Source organism: Lactobacillus sp. MRS-253-APC-2B (assembly GCF_012843675.1).
Lineage (GTDB): Bacteria > Bacillota > Bacilli > Lactobacillales > Lactobacillaceae > Limosilactobacillus > Limosilactobacillus pulli.
The window spans coordinates 68,878-88,345 of sequence record NZ_JABAFO010000003.1; the positions used below are offsets into that span (position 1 = coordinate 68,878).

Consider the following 19,468-nt stretch of genomic DNA (forward strand, 5'->3'; position numbering starts at 1 on the left):
GAATGGCAGTAACGCTAAAGGACATTGCAGATCGTGCGGGGGTTTCACTGGCGACGGTATCGCGGGTTTTGAACAATGACCCACAGCTGTCGGTTGGTGAAGAAACACGGCGCAAGATTCTGACGATTGCCGAAGAGCTGTCCTATACTAAAAAACATCGCCGCAGTGCCGCCACCGGTCATAAAATTGCTGTGATTCAGTGGTATTCACCGGCTCGGGAGCTGGATGACCTTTACTACATGAATATCCGACTGGGTGTTGAAAAAGAGGCCCAGCAGGTCGGCTACACAACGGCTACCGTTTTTGATACGCACATGGAGCAGATTCCAAATGACGTCAGTGGGATCGTTGCAATCGGTAAGTACAGTCAAAAACAGATTGATCAGCTGCAGCGCTTCAACAAGCCGATCGTGGTGATTGACTATGATGCGCTGGCTAATGGCTGTGATTCGGTCTTGCCGGATTTTGATGGCGGCATCAAGCAGGCAGCTGATTTTCTCGCCGAAAAGTATGTTAAGATTGGCATGATTGCAGGTCAGGAAAAAACGACCGACCAAAAGCCGGTCAGTGATTCGCGGCGTGAAACGTTTACCAAGGCTTTAAAAATACGTGACCTTTATCATTCAGAATGGTTTATGATGGGCGACTACTCAGAAAAGAGCGGTTTTGATCAGATGCAGCGCCTTTTGCAGCTCAAGGATCGTCCCCAAGCCGTTTTGATTGCCAATGATGCAATGGCCGTTGGTGCTTTGCGTGCCTTACACGAAAAGCAGATCGACGTACCAAAAGAAATGGCGCTGGTCAGTTTTGATGATACGTCAATTACTCATTACACCTATCCAACCTTGACTTCGATTCACGTGCCAACCGATCAAATGGCGGCAATGGGAATCGAGCTGTTGGGACGCCGCTTGCAGAACCCGGATCTGGCTCCGCAGCGGGTAGTAGTCGGTACCAAGCTGATTTTACGGCAGAGTACTGAAAATTGATCCAAAAATCCTAAGTTACACACAAAAATAATTGCAGACTCTCGCTTGGCATTAAGCCGGCGAGAGTTTTTATTTTGTAAAAGATTTTAAATTTTGTAATAAATTCATTTACAAAAAGTAAGTAATCGGTTAAAGTATAGAAAACATACACAACAGACAATCAATCATGAGGTGATAATATGACCAACGAATTTACTAAACTGCAGGCTAAGCGCCGTTCTATCTACAACCTGGGCAAAAACGTCAAGGAAGACAAACAGATGCTGGTTAATCTGATTGAAGAAGCCATCGAACAGTCGCCATCTGCTTTTAACAGTCAGACGGTCCGGGCTGTAATCACGTTTGGCGAAGATTCCGATAAGGTCTGGGACATTGTTTTGGCTGAATTGCGCAAGGTAGTCAAAGACGATGCTGCGTTTGCCAAGACGGAAGCTAAGGTCAACAGTTTTAAAGCGTTCGGGACCATCCTTTACTTTACCGAAACGGCAACCGTCAAGCAACTGGAAAATGATTTTCCTTCATATGCGGCTAACTTTGCCGGCTGGGCTGAGCAGGCACTTGGCGGCGCTCAACAGGCAGTTTGGGAAGCCCTGTCTGTTCAAGGCCTAGGCGCATCGCTGCAGCACTATAACCCGCTGATTGATGAAGCGATTGCCAAGGCGTTTGATATTCCAGAGACTTGGCAGCTGCGGGCAGAGATGCCATTTGGATCGGTTGACGCACCAGCCGGCGAAAAAGACGTCATGCCTGCTGAAAAGCGGTTTAAGGTATTTGGCGCTTAATAAGCTTAATAATAGAGCGATCTGAAAAATTCAGGTCGCTTTTTTAGTAGTAGGCATATTTTTACGCTAATCCGATGCCAAATGATACAATGACCAAAATCAAAATGCTGAATGACAAGCAATCAATCGTTTGGCAAGTACGAAATGAGGAATTGAGATGACTGACAAAAACAAGCTGACTGAAATGCAGTATCGCGTCACGCAAGAGGCCGCTACTGAACCACCGTTTACTGGTAAATATGATCACTTTTTTGAAAAAGGCATCTATGTTGACGTTGTTAGTGGCGAGCCGCTGTTTTCTTCATTGGATAAGTTCGATTCAGGTTGTGGCTGGCCGGCGTTTACCAGACCAATCACCAAGCTGAAAGAAAAACGCGATCAGTCATTTGGCATGGAAAGAACCGAAGTACGCAGTCTGCAGGCTGATTCGCATCTGGGGCACGTTTTTTGTGATGGACCACTGGATCAAGGTGGGCTGCGCTACTGCATTAATTCGGCGGCTTTGCGCTTTATTCCGTATGACCAGTTAAAAGAAGCCGGCTATGGTGAGTATCGCAGCCTATTTGAAGCAGATGATAAGTAACATACATAAATAAAAACCGTACCGGCAGCTGTCAGTACGGTTTATTTATTGTTGATGCTATTAGTCAACGGCTTTGACGATAAACATATCAGCGTGGAAATCAGATGGTGCTTTTGGCGATTGCAGACGGCTCATGACACGTGGTACGAAATAGCCGGCATTCATCAATTCGGCACCGGAGAAGACTTCCTGGCCATCATTGACCGTGTAGCGACGTTCTGGATCCAAGCCTTTAAAGTAATAGCGGATGTAGGCAGGGTTGGCTCCGTTTAGAATCTGATAGCGCATGCCAATGGCCGTTTTCTGATCAGGGCTGACGGTTTCCCAGCCATAGACGTTTTCGTTGGTGTCTGGCGTTTCTAGACGATAGAACGTTCCAAACTGGAAGAGCTTGCGATACTTCTTGTAAAAGGCGACCTGCTGCTTGATTTCGGCCTGTTCCTCATCACTAAGCTTAGTGACGTCCAGCTCATAGCCAAAGGCACCGAAGTAGGCGACTTTAGCGCGCATATCAATTGAGGTCAACCGGCCAACCTGATCATTTGGTACAGCTGAAACGTGGGCACCCCACATTGAAGGCGTGTAGCCATAAGAGGTACCGTCTTGAATCTTGATGCGCTCAACGGCGTCAGTGTCATCGCTGCACCAGGCTTGTGGCGCATAGTACATCATCCCGAGGTCAAAGCGGCCACCACCAGATGCACACGATTCAAACAAGACGTTCGGAAAGGCTTTGGTCAGGCGGTCATAGAGGTCATAGACACCCAGAATATAGCGGTGCGAGAATTCCAATTGCTGATCGAAAGGCAGGTCGGCACCATACATTTCGGTGATGTTACGGTTCATGTCCCACTTGATGTAATCCAGCTTGGCATCTTGAATGATGTGGCTCATCAATTCAAACAAGTAGTCAACGACTTCCTTGCGGCTCATATCCAAGACGAATTGATGACGAGCCGGCGTCTGGCCGCGACCTGGCGTCTTGATCATCCATTCAGGGTGCGTTTCATAAAGCTTGCTGTCGATTGAGATCATTTCTGGTTCAAACCACAGCCCAAACTTCATGTCCAGATCATGGACGCGTTTGGCAAAGCCGGCAATGCCGTTGTTGAATTTCTTTTCGTCTACGAACCAATCACCCAAGCTAGAGCGATCGTTGTCACGGTGACCAAACCAGCCATCGTCAAGTACAAACATTTCGATGCCTAATTCCTTGGCCCGTTCAACGATTGGCATCAGCTTGTCTTCCGTAAAGTCCATGAACGTGGCTTCCCAGTTGTTGATTAAAATTGGCCGTTCTTGATGGGCAAAGTGCGGGTTGATCAAGTGTTGAGCATAAAAGACACCCAATTGCTGAGAGAGCGCGTTAAAGCCGTTGTCAGTATAGCTGAGAATAGCCTCTGGCGTTTGGAACGACTGACCTTCAGCGAGCTTCCAGCCAAATTCATCAGGGTTGATACCGATCAAAACGCGCGTGGTATCAAATTGGTCAACTTCGACCGAATCCAAAAAGTTGCCTGAGTAGACAAAGTTAAAGCCAAAAACAGCCCCTTGGTTATTGTCAGTGTGTGGCCGGGCCAGCATAAAGAATGGATTTTCCTGATGACTGGAAGCCGTCCGCAGACTCGAAATGCTTTGCGTACCTGGTCGCAGATGGCTGCGATGCAGATGCCGTTCACGCGACCAGGAGCCGGCAAATTGGATAAAGTCGTAGTCTGCATCTGGCAGATCCAATTGCGCACTCAAGGCACGGTTCAAAAAGACGGTCTTACCGTGGTTGACAAACGTTGCACTGCGCACGATCACGTCTTCATCGGCAAAAACGGTATAGTGCAACTGCAGTTCCAGGTCGCCATCCATTAATTTAACGGTCAGCGTTTGTGAATCATTGCTGTCATCGGCAAACGTTGAAGGCAGCTTTTCAAGGCGTTCCTTGCCGTCTTTGATTTCATAGTCGCGGTATTGGAATTCCGAGGTCCGTGAGCCGTTTGGATACGTGATCTGAAAAGCAGGATAGCGGTAGTCGCCCTTGCCCAATCCAGCGTATTCCTGCTTTAGCAGCTCAGCTTGAAACTCAACGTCTTCATCGGTACGCGTGTTGGTACAGTCGTGTTCTTCACGCGTGTTGAGATTGGCATAGTCGTCTTTGAAGGGGATCTTTGGACCATAGTAGAGCTGTCCCAGTGACCCATCCTCGATAACGTGGAAGACATAGCTGGTGTGCTTGGTCTGCAGGTGAAACAGTTGATTGTTGGCATTAACTTGGATACTCATATTAAATTCCTCCATGAATAAATGACAAACAAAAAGCCCGACTGCTGCAGTCGAGCTTTTTTAAGGCCAACCGACTTTTTGATCATTCAATTAGTCTAATTAGTCTTTTTTGACTTCGATTTGCATAATGGTGTCGCCAACCTTGACTTCGCCATCTTTCTTGACGTAGGTCAAAGTATACTTAGGTGCCTTTTCGGACTTGGTAAAGGCAATCATAACCGTATCGTCATGACCAGCCTTCTTGATTGCCGGTGCCCAGAATTCCATCAGCTTTTCGCCGGCTGCAACGTGCTGGCCTTTGACGACATAGTTGATAAATCCAGTCCCACGCATCTGCACCGTATCAACACCGACGTGAATCAGAACCGGAACGCCATTGTTGGTTTCCAGACCGATTGCGTGACGAGTAGTCGGGAAGTCTGCAACCACAGTTCCTGAGAATGGTGCAAAGACTTGCCCATCAGATGGCTTGATGGCAATACCAAGCCCCATCGTGCCATCAGCAAATGGCTTAGAGCCTACCTGAGACAGTGGCATCAAAGTACCGCTGACTGGTGCCTTGAAGTCGATGACCAGATCTTCAGCCAGGTTGGCATCTTCAGCCAGTTCTTCCCGAACGCTGTCATTGCCTTCCAGGTGTTGGTGCCAAGATTGTTCCAGTTCGTCAACGATTTGAGCGTGCATCTTCTCATCCAGCTTAACCTTGCTCTTGAAGCACAGGACACCTAAAAGAATCAGAATTGCAGGAACGGCGAACATCATAAGCTTGAAGATTCCCGCACCGTGAGCCGTAATGTCGGATGCCGTAGCACCAGAGATCATGCCAGCAGCCGTAGCTGTCATCCCAACGACACCGCCGGCAACGGCACCACCGAACTTGTCCAGCAGTGGACGAACGGAAAGCGTAACGGCTTCGTCACGGTGACCAAGCTTCAATTGACCGTATTCAACCGAGTCAGTGATGATCATCAAAACAACCATGAAGATCAGTGGCTGTGGCAGCATGTAAATGGCACCACCAAGAATAACCATTGGCAGAGATTGACCGGCAAAGGCAAAGATTGCCAAACCAATCAACAGAACCAGGATTGAGTAATAGAAGACCTTCATCCGACTGAACTTCTTAGCCAGAGCAGGGAACAGAGCAACCGTAACGGCACCAATAACGCCGTTGATTAGTGCATACAGCGTGTAGGTGCTTGCCCGACCCAGAATATAGGTGAAGTAGTACAGTTGGAAGGAATTAACGATTTGAACCCCAGTCGTGTAAACCAGGTAGGTAACAGCAATTGCCATTAATTGGTCGTTGTGGAGCAGAACCCCAAAGACCTTCTTGAAAGTCGTGTTTTCCTTGTTTTCACGCAGTTCGTTCTTCTTTTCGTGCGTGAAAACACCAACTCCGCAGGCCGTGATTGCGGAAATCGCGGCAACGATTGCGGCAAAGGCAAACCAACCGCGGCTGTCACCGGAACCACCATTTGAGGAGAGCGAGAATGCCAAAACGATTGGCATAACGACCACGCCGACCAGCTGACCACCAAGCGTGGAGCCAACCCGGGCAAAGGTAGCCGTCTTTTCACGTTCTGCCGAGTCAAATGAGATGGCAGGGATCATTGACCAGAAAGCCACGTCGTTAAAGGAATAGAAGATATCCATCGTAATATATAAAATTGCAAATACGACGAGGTACAAAACTGGATTCTTGTAGGTCAGACCCCACAGATTAGTGAACAGCAGGGAAATTGCAACGGCAGAAACGATACCACCGGCAACAACCCATGGCTTAAAGTGACCCCATTTAGTATCGGTCTTATCGATAACGTTACCGATAAATGGGTCAATTACCAATTCAACGATCCGCAGCACCATGATGGTAATCGTAATGAAAGAAACCATGTGAGCTGCTTGGCCACCGCTGTTGCTGTTGAACAGGTGACCGGTAACAAACATCATAAAGTACGTTGACAGCATCCCGTAGAACATATCGTGCCCGAAAGCACCAAATGAATATGCTACTCGAGAAGCCATCGATTGTGATTTGGAACTCGCCTCATTCATAATCTAGCCTTCCTCCTTGAAAAGACATTTACTTAAAACTCTCTGGAATTATATTAAGCGCTTTCAAGAATTAAATCAATAAAAAATAGTAAAAAATTTAGTTAAAAAGACTTGTTAAAAAATGATCAAAACGTTTCCAACGCGACATAACGGTCTTTGTAGCACAGATAAAAAATGATAAAAAAATTGGCGAACCTTATCAATTGTTAGTGGTACTAATTTTCGGAAATCAATCAAAAACACCCTTGCGAAATCGTTTACAATAAACGCAAAATACGGACTCTATATACGTTGTTACCGAACGAATAAACTAAATCCAAAAATAATTGTTCACTTTTTATAAATAACAGTGTAAAATAAGCTTTCGGATATAGATGAACTTAATTTGTGAGTGAAATAACGATACGAAAACAAGAGCTTTTGGCATCTTGCAGCCGCAATAGTTTGAACAATAAATTCAAGATAAGCGGGTCTGATCGGGAATGATCCCGGTGAGACCCTTTAATTGGAAATGATTTTTGGCGGTCGGTTATTTGAACATGAACTTATTAATGCATCGTTATTGCAATCCAAATTAACGGAAGGATGGAATATCGCATGAAACGTTATCGCTTTGCTCGACTGTCACTGGGCTGGCAGATTATGATCGGACTCGTCTTGGGGATTATCGTTGGGGCTATGACCTACCAAAATACTGGTGCCATCAAGGTAATGCAGAGCCTGGGTACGATTTTTCTACGGCTGATTCAGATGATCGTAATGCCGATTGTGATCTCATGTTTAACGGTCGGGATTGCCAATATTGGTGACATTAAGAAACTAGGCCGGATTGGGGTTAAAACGCTGATCTACTTTGAAGTTTTAACGACAATCGCGCTTTTGCTGGGGATGATCGTCGGCAACGTCTTGCATCCTGGTACCTACATCAACATTCACGATCTACATGCCTCGGATATTTCACAGTATCTGACGACTGCCAAATCGGCATCCAAGCATAGTGGCATCTGGGACCTTTTGATCTCAATCGTGCCAACCAACATCTTTAAGTCGATTGCAGACGGTGACATGCTGCCAGTAATCTTTTTCTCGGTCTTCTTTGGTTTGGGCGTGGCCTCACTGGGCGAAAGCGGCAAGATCATCATCGACTTTATGAATGCCGTTTCCGAAACGATGTTCAAAGTTACCAACTGGGTAATGAAGTTCTCGCCAATTGGGGTCTTTGGGCTGATCGGGATGACGATTGCCGAAATGGGTCTCAAGGCGCTGCTGCCATTAGGATTGTTTGTTGTAATTGCCTATGCAACGATGGTTATCTTCGTGGTTGTCGTTTTGGGTATCGTGGCCAAGATTTTCCATCTGCGCTACTGGAAGACGATGCACGTTGTTATGGAAGAAATCGCAATTGCCTTTTCAACGGCCAGCTCAGAGGCTACGCTGCCACGGCTGATGGCTAAGACCCAAAAGATGGGGGTCGACAAAGGGATTGCCTCATTCGTTATTCCAACCGGCTACACGTTCAACCTGGATGGTTCGGCAATCTATCAAGCACTGGCCGCACTGTTTTTGGCTCAGGCTTATGGCATTCATTTGACGATTGCCCACCAGATTACGCTGCTGGTTGTCTTGATGATTACCTCTAAGGGGATGGCCGGGGTGCCAGGGGCATCATTTGTTGTCTTGTTGGCTTCGGTATCAACAATTGGTGTGCCAGTTGCCGGATTGACGTTTATTGCCGGTATCGATCGATTCGTTGATATGGGACGGACGGCTGTCAACGTGGTCGGCAACACGATTGCTACGCTGGTTATCGGTCAATCCGAAAAATCATTGGATCACGAAAAATACAATCAATATCTGGATAACTACCAAGGTTAAAAATAAAGCATCGCTATAAATCTCAGCGATGCTTTTTTGTATAATTAGTTATACATGAGTTTATAGGAGGAAAATAATGGAAAAACAGCTTAAGCGCAGTGAAGTGCCCCAAGAGCTCAAGTGGGACCTGACGCTGCTTTACAAATCTGATGACGCAATGGAAACAGCACTGCAAGAAACCGAAAAAAAAGCGGCAGCCTTGGCCAAAACTGCCGGCAGCTTTGCCAGTGACGGCAAGACGTTTTTAAAGAACCTGAACGAAAATAAAGCCATCAGCGAAGAATTAGAGCGCGAATTCGTTTATGGGATGCTGCGCCGCGACAGTGATACAACGGACTCGATGGCCGTAACGCTGTACGGGATGGTCGTTAATGCTGCTACTAAGATTGAGGCCGAGCTGGCATTCGTTCAACCAGAGATTACGGCAATCAGTGATAACGACTTTAAAAAATTGATGCAAAGTGAGCCGGGACTGACTGAGTATCAGTATGAAATGACCAAACTGCGGCGGCAAAAAAAGCACGTCCTTTCTAAAGCCGAAGAAACGCTGCTAAGCCGCTTGAACAAGTCGTTGGATAGTGCTGAAGAAATCTACAACACGCTCAATGATGCCGACTTGAAGTTTGGCAAGGTGCATGATGAAAACGGCCAGCTGGTTGAGCTGACACATGGCAACCGTAGTCAATTCAATGAGTCGCAAAACCGTGCCGTGCGCAAGGAAGCCGTTTTGGCCTACGAAAAACCGTACCATGAACTGCGCAATACATTTGCCCAGACTTTGAACAGCTTTATCGGCACTGAAAATGCGCTAGCTCAGGTTCGTCATTATCCAAGTGCACGGGCAGCGGCTTTAGGAGCCAATAATATTCCTGAAAGTGTCTATGATACCTTGGTAAAAACCGTCAATCAGCATCTGGATCTGGTCTATCGCTGGTATGCGCTCAAGAAACGTGTTTTAGGCTTGGATAAAATGTACAAATATGATGTTAATGTACCATTAGCTGGTGAAGATATGCTCAAGACGACTTTTGAGCAGGGTAAGCAGCTGACCTGGGATGCGCTGCAGGTGATGGGACCAGAATATCTTAAGGGGCTAAAAGATGAATTTGATCATCGCTGGATCGATGCGGCCGAAAATATTGGCAAGCGTTCCGGTGGCTATCAAGTCGGTGTCTACACGGCTAATCCATTTATTTTACTAAACTGGACCGATAAACTTTACAGTACGTTCGTTTTGGCGCATGAGTCCGGTCATGCCATGCATAGTTGGCTGGCTCAGCAGGTGCAGCCTTCCGAGTATGCCGATGCCCCCATTTTTTTGGCTGAGGTCGCCTCAACGTTTAATGAAAACATTTTGACCGACTATCTGCTGGAAAAATATCAAGATGATCCTAAAAAGCGGATCTTTATTTTGGAACAATACATTACCGGTTTTATCGGTACGATCTATCGGCAGACGCAATTTGCTGAATTTGAGGATGCCGCCTACAAGGCTGAACAAAGTGGCCAAACGCTGACGGCCGATTTTTTAGATGAGCTGAGTGGTAAGCTAGTTAATAAGTACTACGGACCTACAATTGAAGAAACCGGGACACGAACGCAGAGCTGGGCCTATGTACCGCATTTTTACATGAACTATTATGTTTACCAGTATGCAACGTCATGGGCAATTTCAACGGCGCTTTCTGAAGCGGTCTGGCAGCGTGAGCCGGGCGCCTTGGATCGTTATTTGGACCTGTTACGCGCGGGTGGCAGTGATGATCCGGTAACGCTTTTAAAGCGCGCAGGCATTGATGTAACCGACAGTGCCTACCTAGAACGGGCCTTTGCCTTGTTTGAAAAGCGCCTGGATCAAATCGAAAAGCTGCTCTAAAACACAAAACAGCTGTGGCCAATGTGGTCGCAGCTGTTTATTATGATTGCTTTTATGACTCTTTAACTGCTTCTGGCTGAGGTAATTTAACGCCACGGTGATCGACGCTGGTTGAAAAGACGATCTGGGTGCTGGTCTTGCCAAAGCGCTGCTGAATCTCATTGATAAAGTCATCGAGATCTGAGGTCGAAGGAAATACAACTTCCATAACCTCAGAAAAATCCCCGGTAACACAATTGCATTCGATTACGTTGGGAACCTGAGCAATATAAGGATAGAATTCCTTTTTTTGGCGTGGTTCCAGCTGCAACTGAACGAAGGCCTTGACGTGGTAGTCCAGCTTTTCGAGATTGACGCTGGTGTGAAAGCCAGTGATGATGCCGGACTTTTCCAGTTTGTTGATGCGAGCGGCAATGGCTGGTGAGGAAATATAGCAGGCGGCGGAAAGTTCTTTTAACGATACGCGGGCATTTTCCTGTAGCATGTTGATAATTTGACGATCGATCTTGTCCAATGAAATCCACTCCTTTTAACTAATCACAAATTAATGTCTTTAAATTGTGAAAAAATACAATGTAAATGGTTTATTGTCAAAATAGTTTAGCTAATTATTGCTTTTTACCATATAAAAATCAAATGATTCCGCTATCATTATGGTACAATAAGGATAACAATTAAGTCGTGTGAATTGGAGGTCATAACTATGAATCAAGAATATCAAAACATTCTCGTCCCAGTTGACGGATCCAAGCAAGCTGAACGGGCACTGAACAAGGCGATTGCGGTTGCAAAGCGTAACGATGCACATATCGACATTTTAAACGTTATCGACACGCGGGCAATGGCATACAACTTTGCTGGCATGTCAGACAGCAGCATTGCCTACCAGCTGGTCGACAAGTCAAAGGACTACTTAGATGAGCTTTACGACAACGCTAAGCAAAAGCAGAGCTTTGACAACATCGACATCCACATTCGTCTGGGAAACCCGAAGACGGTTATTTCCTTTGATTTCCCACGCGATCACCAAAATGATCTGATCATGATGGGTGCCTGTGGGCTGACGCGTCTGCAGCGGGCAATGGTTGGTTCAGTTACGTCCTTTGTTAAGCGGAATGCCCCAGTTGACGTACTGGTTGTGCGGACCGACTTAAACAACGAGGTACCAGCTGACGACAAGGACGCTAAGAAAAAATAAGCTTAATTAAATAAACCATTCCAAGGTCGTAATTCGAGTTATCGGGTTACGGCTTTTTGATATTTTAACACTCATTTTGATATGTGACGATTATGTTTTTAATAAAACCCTAATTTTGAATTTTAAAATGCCTTAATATCAGTGTTTTCAATAGATATATGACTATGAAAAAACACTGAGGGACATAAAAGGGGAAAATCAGATATCAAAATCATTAATCAGACCGCTGAACTGCTCAGCGGTCTTTTTTGTTATATGCAAGTAGATCTGCCTCGTGATTGCTGAATCCTTATGACCTAATCGCTTTGAAATCAGTTCGATCGGCATACCTTTTTCAGCTAATTTTGAAGCATGCGTATGACGGAAGATATGAGTTGATAGTGGCTTAGTCATACCAAGGGCATTTTGGACTTTTTTAAGGTGATTATCTATTGAAAGGGGGTGAAGAAAAATGCCGGTTTTAGTTTCTCTACTAAACAGAATGTCATCTGGTTGTTTATCCAAGCTGTACTGCTGATAGATCTTAACCGCTTTTTCAGGAAGAAGAATAGTACGATTGCTACTTTGGGTTTTAGGAGTGTCACTGATTGTAAAATCGGTCTTTAGTCTCTTTGAATACTCCAATGTGCAATTAATTTTGACGTACCATTTATCATCTTGCTGAAATACCTTTTTGACTTGAAGCGCTAGTATCTCGCCGATACGCATACCTGTAAGGTACTGCCACAGTAAGGCATCAGCATAGATTGGATTAATTTCTCGAACAGCATTTAAAACGCTCATTGCTTCATCATCTTCCAAGTATTTATCTTCAATATCCTTAGCAGAATTGTTGCGTTTCCGATTAATCTCAAGTCGGCCGATTGGGGCTGCTATATAGTCATGTCGATACGCATAACGCATTAGCTGATTGAGTTTGTTCTTGATCATTCCAGTGTAGGCGTTTTTATAGCCATGCTGATAAAGCAGAGCTTCTAGTGTGTTGACAAGATATTTATTGGTTATTTTGGAAACGAGAATCTGCATATTGAAGTTTTTCTGGATTATTCCCTTGATAGTCTGCCATGAAGCAAATGAAGAGGGCTTAACGGTTTGATGATAGTACTGATTGAACTCTTCAATCAACTCGCCAAAAGTAACGCCTTCTTTGATATGGCCGTCCTGAAGCCGCCGGAGTTTTTCTTCGATCCGTTTATTCAGGGCTCGCTGAGCTAACTTCCGCGTGGAGTTCGTCTCCTTATCCATCGTGATTGAGACGCGTGTGTACTTCAGCGTCAATGGGTTTTTGAATTGTTCGACAAATTTGACTTTGCCGGTTTTCGTGGGTTCAGTCCACATGATTGATCCTTCTTTCTATGAATTTACGGCTGCCGGGCACGCGCATAGGTTGAAGAACCAATCGTAATTATATCTAGATGTCAAAACAATACAACTTTCGCCACAAAACATTATTAAAGAGTAAACAAAAGCAGGCAATAAAAAAAGCTGAGTGGTGCAACACTCAGCAAGCCGGCCTAATGATATTGCTCTTTAGAAAGGAAGAACAATATGTACAGTAATAATTATAACCAATTTAAGCATCAAAATGAAGAGGATCAATTAGCTTTAAACGTTGATACTACAAAAAATGAGGAATTAAACATTCAATCAGAACCATATACGATTAGTTATCTGCTGCAACAATTAAAACAAGCACGTGTGCAATATCTGGCAACAAAAAATGATAGTAATGACAACAGTGATAATGAAAAGAATAAGAAAAAGGTTTACCGTTTGAGTCCGCTTGAAACAGCCTACATTATAACCGAATATTGTCATTTTTGTTGGTTTGATAATGGTGATGATGAACGATTACATTTATCTACTTATGATCCAGAAGCAGGTATCTATCGTGATGGTGAGCGTCAGTTGAGACGATTTATTTTTGCGGTTGAACCATCCTACAAAGAAAGTGGGGCAACAGACGTGATTTATAAGCTTAAACAAATTAAAGGTGGTATGGTTCCGGTAAATCCGATGAGTAATCCAAGGTATGTTCCTGTGGGAAACGGAATTGTAGATCTTCAGCAGAAAATTATCTTGCCATATGGTCCAAATTGGTTTATCAAGACAAAGATTGAGACACCATTACCTACTGCGGAATATGGTAGCGGTCGAGTTCTTAAGCCAGTACCTTTATTGAGACCAAAGGAACCAGTATTTAAAAATCTCGATGGTACAAATTGGACCTTTAATAATTGGCTAGGATCAATTGCTTGTGATGACGAAGAAATCATAACTGTCTTATGGCAAGTACTACATGTGGTTTGCAACACTAATAAGGCACTCAAGTTGCACAAAGCAATTTTTCTACTTGGTAATGCTACTGGGAATAATGGTAAAGGTACGTTTCAGATGTTAGTTAAAAATCTAGTAGGTTATCATAATTTTGGATTGAAAAAAGTAGCCCAGTTCGAAAAACGTTTTGCTATGGAATCATTGGTTAATAAATCAGTAATTATTGGCGATGATAACCCAGCAAATATAGTAATTCAAGATAAGTCAAATTTTAACAGTGTTATTACAGGCGATGAAGTTACTGTAGAACCAAAGGGACAGCCAGAATATCCTGCACAAATTCATGCGGTTGTAATTCAAAGCTGTAATAAGATGCCTCGCTTTGAAGATGATACTGGTGTCTATCGCCGATTATTGATTGTGCCTTTTAATGCAGATTTTAATGGTACTGTTGAAAACACAGCAATCAAAGATCAGTATTTGGCTGATAAAAAGCTACTGCAATATGTGTTATATACGGCGCTAATAGAAAAAGGTAACTTTAAGAACTACTTAAATGCCACGGCTTCAATTAATGCATTGAATCAATATGAACACACTAACAATAGCGTATGGACGTTTATTGATGATGTATTTATTGATGCTAGTGCAGCACCATGGCTACAAGATATGAAGCGGATTCCAGAAGCCTATTTATACGGAATTTGGGTGAACTATGCTAAGGAATACGGTTATCGGGTTGGTAACCAAAGTGATTTTCTTGAAAAGGCATTAACTAGGTTAAACAAGCTATTTCCGGAACGACAATATCAGCGGTCTAAGGTACGAACGCTAAAGGTAGACCAACAAATCATTAAGGATCATCAACAAGATGATTTAGGAAATGTACCAAAAAAGTTTCCAGATGTAAACCAATCCATTATTTATTAAAAGGTTATCAAAAAAATGGTAACGCGGTAACGATATCGCCTAATCCGTTGGGAGAGTAAGGTTCAATCACGTTACCGATTGAGTAACGCTAGGTAACGTTACCGTACGTTACCAATTGAGTAACGCTGAATTCCCATGGGAGAGTAAGCATGAACGCAAACGTTACCGCGTTACCTAATTTGTAATTGTTCTCCGGCGTGGTCGCCGGAATACCCATCAATGAGAACGGTGTTGCGTACCGCAAACCTAGCCTCATTGATGGGTTAATTGATAATAAAAATGTCTGCTGAAAAACTATAAGTCAGCATGCTATCGAATAGGAGGAAAAAGTATGCCAAGATCGGACAATCATCAGGTCAACATTCGTGTTAATGAGGCAGAATACGCCAAAATTCAAGCCTCAGCGCAAATGATGGGCCTTTCTGTACCAAAGTATTGCAAGCATCTTATAATGCAATCCAAGCTAAGGGAGCCGAAGTTTTCTGAAGATGAATATCACCAGATAAGGGTCGACTTATTGCGTATTGGGAATAACATAAACCAGATGGCTCGGCGGCTGAATCAAGCTTACAATGAGAGCGAAATCACATCAGAAGAATTGGCTATATTAAACATCACATTGAGCAAGCTAGATGATGAGGTGGCAATGGTATGGCAACAATTAAGATGAATCGTGCTAAGAGTGCAGCCGCAGCTATCAGCTATGCGTTGGGAAAGAATCGCCTAAAGCAGGATACAAAGGACTGGCTGATAGAACATGGTTGCCCCTCAGAGAGTCTAAAAAATAATGATCGGGCAGTGGTTAGAAGTGGGATCAATGTCAGCCCGACTCATGCTAAGGTTCAGATGAAGGTAGTTAGGAATCATGCTAATGGTGATACTGTCAAGAATCAGGCTATCAGAATCATTCAATCATTCTCACCTGATGATCTGGATATCACGAAGCCTGAGAATTGGCAAAAATGCAACGATATTGGTTATGAGTTTGCGCGGCGTGCTTTTGGTGGCAGTAAGTTTGATGATACAGACTATCCGCCATATCAAATTGCTATCTATACCCATGTTGATGGAAAAGGACATAAGCTGCATAACCATATCATTATCAACAAGACCAATCTCGATGACAATAAGCAATGGCACGTTGAAAATTTGAATGATGAATGGCTTTCATTCCGCGATATTAACGATGAGGTTTGCCGTGAATTTGGCTTGAAAATTCCACAAGAGCGTTCAAAGCAGGTCAAAAAGACTATTAGCGAACGGGAACTTGAGCTTAAAGGCCAGTATGTATGGAAAAATGACTTACGCTCGCGGATTGATCAAGCACTGGACGAAATTCAGAAGAATAATATCAGTCTGGAAGAAGCCTTGAAATCCAGAGAGGTTGACTTGAGGCGGCGTGGTCAAAACGGCATATCATTTGCCTTTGTTGATGATGAAGGCAAGAAGCGGATCAGCCGTGGCCAACGTTTAGGAACTAAATATGAAAGGAAGACTATTGATGACTACGAACAAGGAATTCAACAACAACGACAGCAACAGCAAGCAGATGAGCCAAGAAATGAACCAGATTCAAGAGGAGTTCATGCAATCGCTAGACGACAAGCAATTCAATCAGTACGTTACCATCAACAACATCTGGAACGAAGCCTTAGCGAAGCAAGATCAAGAGCTGACCGAATTAGAAAACGAAAACAAGCAGTTGCTAAGCTTATTAAGGCAATTCAACGAGCAATTGACCGATCACTTGCCATCATAAAGCAGCTCAAGGCTAACCAAGGACTCCTTCATGAAAGGATAAGGCAATCTAATGCCAATAGGGGTAGGAAATTCGGAACGGTAATCAATGGTCAATGGCAAGTACTGTCAGAACATGACGTGATCAGTCGGGCGCTGAATATCATTCAACAAAAATATGAGTCAGATCAGGCAATGGAAACAGTGGTTGACTATCTGCGCAACCAAAATTCCAATTCGCCAGAGAAACGGCTGAACATGGCGATTAAGATATTGGAAAATAAGGAACATCTCAAGCTTCAAGAAATTGACAAGAGTAGTTCTGTTACGCCGCCAAAGCCTTTTATCAAGAAAAAGGCCAAGGAGCGCTAGCAATAATAGAATAAGGAAACAGAGGTATTAAACATGACATCACGGTATGATATTGCAACAATCAAAAAGCAGCTGGCCGCAGCCGAACAGCATGACAAGGAAATCTACGGCGAAAAAGTACGGAAACTGCTACTGGAGAAGACCAATCTTGATAGCTTAAAGGACGTACTCCATGATTATGACATCATTGTTAAGCCCAAAAAATCAAAAGAAAAGCCGTCTAACCAATCCAATGAGGCTAAGATGGCTGAGCAGAGCAAAGGTGCAGGAAGTACATCTCAGGAGCAAGCGGTCAGCATGACTGATGCCTTAGATGGTAACGGCAACTCGGTAATTAATGATGAAGAATGGGTATCTGATGACAAAGATGAAGTCGATGATGATGATTACATCGATGAAGTTCAAGATAATGATAATTTTGATTGGGGAATGGGAGAGCAAGATAATAATAATTAATCACCCGTCAATGGGGTTAGGTTTGCGGTACACGCAACACCGTTCTCATTGACGGGTATTCCGGCGACCATGCCGGACAAAAGCGTCCCATGATATTAGCAGGAACTGAATGATGCCTGAACGCTCATTACTCAATCGCGTTCCTGCTTAGCGTTCTAAGCTCTCAACGATCGCTTTTCGCTCACGTTGCTAGCAAGAACGGCGGATCATTACATTTCTAATGCTTTAAAATTCAAACCTTCGCATGAGAATATGACGCCTGAACGCTCATTATTCAATCGCGTTCCTGCTTTGCGTTCTAAGCTCTCAACGATCGCTTTTCGCTCACGTTGCTAGCAAGAACGAAGCACCTTAACGCTCATTATTCAATCGCGTTCTTGTGCTAGTGTTCTAAATGGCCAAGCTTCGCTAACCGCTCGCTTGCCAATTAAGAACACTATATTGAAGGCAAGCACCCCCCTTTGTAGACTATTACATAGTCCACACGGCTGCTTGCAAGAGGGACTGCTTCGCTCCCCCTTGACCCCCTCAGACAAACTTTTAAGCAAAAAGTTTGATCAAAAAGCTCGGCCTAATCGACTCTTCAAGTCAATTACTAGCCTCGCTAACGACAACAATTTGCGCGAAATGATTTCATCATTTCAGCAAAAAAGTTGTCGTTTTTTCGTTCTGCAGCTATGAGCGAATATGCTTCATACAGCTTGCAGTCAATCATTAGGTCATCATATGAAAACCGCTACCTTAATTTCAGGTAGTGACCATACCTAATGCTAGAAGCTTTATCTTCCAACATGGTGCCGAATGATATAATTACACTAGTTTGATTTAAGGAGTTTTTCAGATGAAACGTGGTGTTGAAGCAACCGAAGCCAAGACAAGACAACAACTTGCAAAAGAATTTGTTGATACTTGGACTCAGCCTGATAAGGGTAAGGAAGATGCAGATCGTCAAACATTTTGGAACGATTTATTGCATCGAGTGTATGGAATCGTTAATTATTATGACTATGTAACCTATGAGAAGGACGTTCGTGTTAAGGATAGTATGGGTAAGATAACCACCAAGCGAATTGATGGCTATATTCCAAGTACAAGGACAATGATTGAGCAAAAAGGACGAGGACGTGCCTTAGATAAGCCTGAACCGCAGTCTGATGGGGTAATGCTGACTCCATATGAGCAGGCAAAGCGATATGCTAACTTCCTACCAAATTCAGAACAACCAAGATGGATTATTGTTTCTAATTTTGATCAGATTGATATCCATGATATGGATCACCCTCTTGATGAACCAAAAACTATCATGCTTACTGAATTGCCAAAGCATTTTAAAGACCTGGAATTCATGGTGGATATCCATAAGCAACAGATTATCAATGAAGAGCAGGTATCATTTAAGGCTGGCGAGCTGGTAGCTAAAATCTATAATGAGTTGGCAAAGGCATACGCTGAGCATGCTGATTTGAGTGATACGCATATCCAGAGGAGCCTGAATGTTCTAATTGTTCGCTTAGTTTTTCTGCTGTACGTTGATGATACTCAATTATTTGGCAATGAAGATATGTTTCAAGCCTTTCTGGAGCGTCGAGAGCCACGTGATATTCGGCGCGACCTGATTAGCCTGTTTGAGGTACTAAACACACCTTTAAATGAACGAGATCCATTTATGGACGAGGAATTTGCGGCCTTTCCATACGTCAATGGGGGTATGTTTGCCAATGAGGATATAGTAGTTCCACAATTCACTCAAGAACTCAGAGATCTGATCCTTGATGATGCTAGTCGTGGATTCAATTGGTCAGGCATTAGCCCAACGATTTTTGGGGCCGTATTTGAATCAACTTTAAACCCTGAAACGCGGCGTTCTGGGGGTATGCATTATACCTCGGTAGAGAATGCTCATGTACGGTAAAGAAGCAAGCAACCGAAAACAATAGATAGACCGCCAGCACTACACTATTCCGAACCAAAGACCAAAAGATAAGCATTTTGAGAAAATCTAAACTTTTGGATTTTCCTACAATGCCGACTACGGCGGAATCCCTCCCACTCCTTATATATTTC

The 19,468-nt window shown here is 43.9% G+C and carries 16 protein-coding genes; 11 read left to right on the forward strand and 5 right to left on the reverse strand.

Annotated features, from left to right (window positions below; all coding sequences use genetic code 11):
* Positions 1-2 precede the first annotated feature (2 nt).
* The 3 genes from HF864_RS02880 to msrB all read left to right on the forward strand — a co-directional run bounded on the left by HF864_RS02880 (position 3) and on the right by msrB (position 2,354).
* Positions 3-989: a LacI family DNA-binding transcriptional regulator gene (locus HF864_RS02880; protein WP_169461610.1), complete on the forward strand. Its 987-nt coding sequence runs from the start codon at positions 3-5 to the stop codon at positions 987-989.
* 179 nt (positions 990-1,168) lie between these two features.
* Positions 1,169-1,771 carry a nitroreductase family protein gene (locus HF864_RS02885; protein ID WP_169461611.1) on the forward strand — a complete coding sequence of 201 codons (603 nt, stop codon included), beginning with the start codon at positions 1,169-1,171 and terminating at the stop codon, positions 1,769-1,771.
* A gap of 157 nt (positions 1,772-1,928) precedes the next feature.
* Positions 1,929-2,354, forward strand: a complete 426-nt coding sequence (gene msrB, locus HF864_RS02890; protein WP_169461612.1) for a peptide-methionine (R)-S-oxide reductase MsrB — start codon at positions 1,929-1,931, stop codon at positions 2,352-2,354.
* A 60-nt stretch (positions 2,355-2,414) separates the two neighbouring features.
* Here msrB and HF864_RS02895 read toward each other — a convergent pair whose 3' ends face one another.
* Both HF864_RS02895 and HF864_RS02900 read right to left on the reverse strand, forming a co-directional pair.
* Entirely contained in the window at positions 2,415-4,628 is a 2,214-nt protein-coding gene (locus tag HF864_RS02895) for an alpha-galactosidase (RefSeq protein WP_169461613.1), read from the reverse strand.
* 99 nt (positions 4,629-4,727) lie between these two features.
* Positions 4,728-6,686 carry a glycoside-pentoside-hexuronide (GPH):cation symporter gene (locus HF864_RS02900; protein ID WP_169461614.1) on the reverse strand — a complete coding sequence of 653 codons (1,959 nt, stop codon included), beginning with the start codon at positions 6,684-6,686 and terminating at the stop codon, positions 4,728-4,730.
* 597 nt (positions 6,687-7,283) lie between these two features.
* On the opposite strand from HF864_RS02900, the gene HF864_RS02905 reads away from it, so the two are divergent.
* Together HF864_RS02905 and pepF are read left to right on the forward strand one after the other, a co-directional pair.
* Positions 7,284-8,561: a cation:dicarboxylase symporter family transporter gene (locus HF864_RS02905; RefSeq protein ID WP_169461615.1), complete on the forward strand. Its 1,278-nt coding sequence runs from the start codon at positions 7,284-7,286 to the stop codon at positions 8,559-8,561.
* A gap of 76 nt (positions 8,562-8,637) precedes the next feature.
* Positions 8,638-10,434, forward strand: a complete 1,797-nt coding sequence (gene pepF, locus HF864_RS02910; RefSeq protein WP_169461616.1) for an oligoendopeptidase F — start codon at positions 8,638-8,640, stop codon at positions 10,432-10,434.
* Between the two features lie 52 nt (positions 10,435-10,486).
* Here the strand turns inward: pepF and HF864_RS02915 are convergent, their stop codons facing one another.
* Positions 10,487-10,948, reverse strand: a complete 462-nt coding sequence (locus HF864_RS02915; RefSeq protein WP_169461617.1) for an Lrp/AsnC family transcriptional regulator — start codon at positions 10,946-10,948, stop codon at positions 10,487-10,489.
* A gap of 189 nt (positions 10,949-11,137) precedes the next feature.
* On the opposite strand from HF864_RS02915, the gene HF864_RS02920 reads away from it, so the two are divergent.
* A complete protein-coding gene (locus HF864_RS02920) occupies positions 11,138-11,632 on the forward strand; it encodes a universal stress protein (RefSeq protein WP_169461618.1) in 495 nt (164 codons plus the stop codon).
* Between the two features lie 198 nt (positions 11,633-11,830).
* Here the strand turns inward: HF864_RS02920 and HF864_RS02925 are convergent, their stop codons facing one another.
* Positions 11,831-12,970: a site-specific integrase gene (locus HF864_RS02925; protein WP_169461619.1), complete on the reverse strand. Its 1,140-nt coding sequence runs from the start codon at positions 12,968-12,970 to the stop codon at positions 11,831-11,833.
* A gap of 210 nt (positions 12,971-13,180) precedes the next feature.
* Between HF864_RS02925 and HF864_RS02930 the strand changes: the two genes are divergently transcribed.
* Positions 13,181-14,839 carry a DNA primase family protein gene (locus tag HF864_RS02930; RefSeq protein ID WP_169461620.1) on the forward strand — a complete coding sequence of 553 codons (1,659 nt, stop codon included), beginning with the start codon at positions 13,181-13,183 and terminating at the stop codon, positions 14,837-14,839.
* Between the two features lie 88 nt (positions 14,840-14,927).
* Here the strand turns inward: HF864_RS02930 and HF864_RS02935 are convergent, their stop codons facing one another.
* Positions 14,928-15,083, reverse strand: a complete 156-nt coding sequence (locus HF864_RS02935) for a hypothetical protein (RefSeq protein WP_169461621.1) — start codon at positions 15,081-15,083, stop codon at positions 14,928-14,930.
* Positions 15,084-15,170: 87 nt separating this feature from the next.
* Here HF864_RS02935 and mobC point away from each other — a divergent pair, with 87 nt between their 5' ends.
* From mobC to HF864_RS02955, 4 genes are all read left to right on the forward strand, one after another.
* Positions 15,171-15,509, forward strand: coding sequence for a plasmid mobilization relaxosome protein MobC (gene mobC / locus HF864_RS02940; RefSeq protein ID WP_102816355.1), 339 nt, complete (start codon positions 15,171-15,173; stop codon positions 15,507-15,509).
* Positions 15,506-16,948, forward strand: coding sequence for a relaxase/mobilization nuclease domain-containing protein (locus HF864_RS02945; RefSeq protein ID WP_277346608.1), 1,443 nt, complete (start codon positions 15,506-15,508; stop codon positions 16,946-16,948). Before mobC ends, HF864_RS02945 begins: the two co-directional genes overlap by 4 nt.
* A gap of 33 nt (positions 16,949-16,981) precedes the next feature.
* Positions 16,982-17,404: a hypothetical protein gene (locus HF864_RS02950; RefSeq protein WP_169461623.1), complete on the forward strand. Its 423-nt coding sequence runs from the start codon at positions 16,982-16,984 to the stop codon at positions 17,402-17,404.
* Between the two features lie 841 nt (positions 17,405-18,245).
* Positions 18,246-19,316, forward strand: a complete 1,071-nt coding sequence (locus HF864_RS02955; protein ID WP_169461624.1) for a type IIL restriction-modification enzyme MmeI — start codon at positions 18,246-18,248, stop codon at positions 19,314-19,316.
* Positions 19,317-19,468 lie beyond the last annotated feature (152 nt).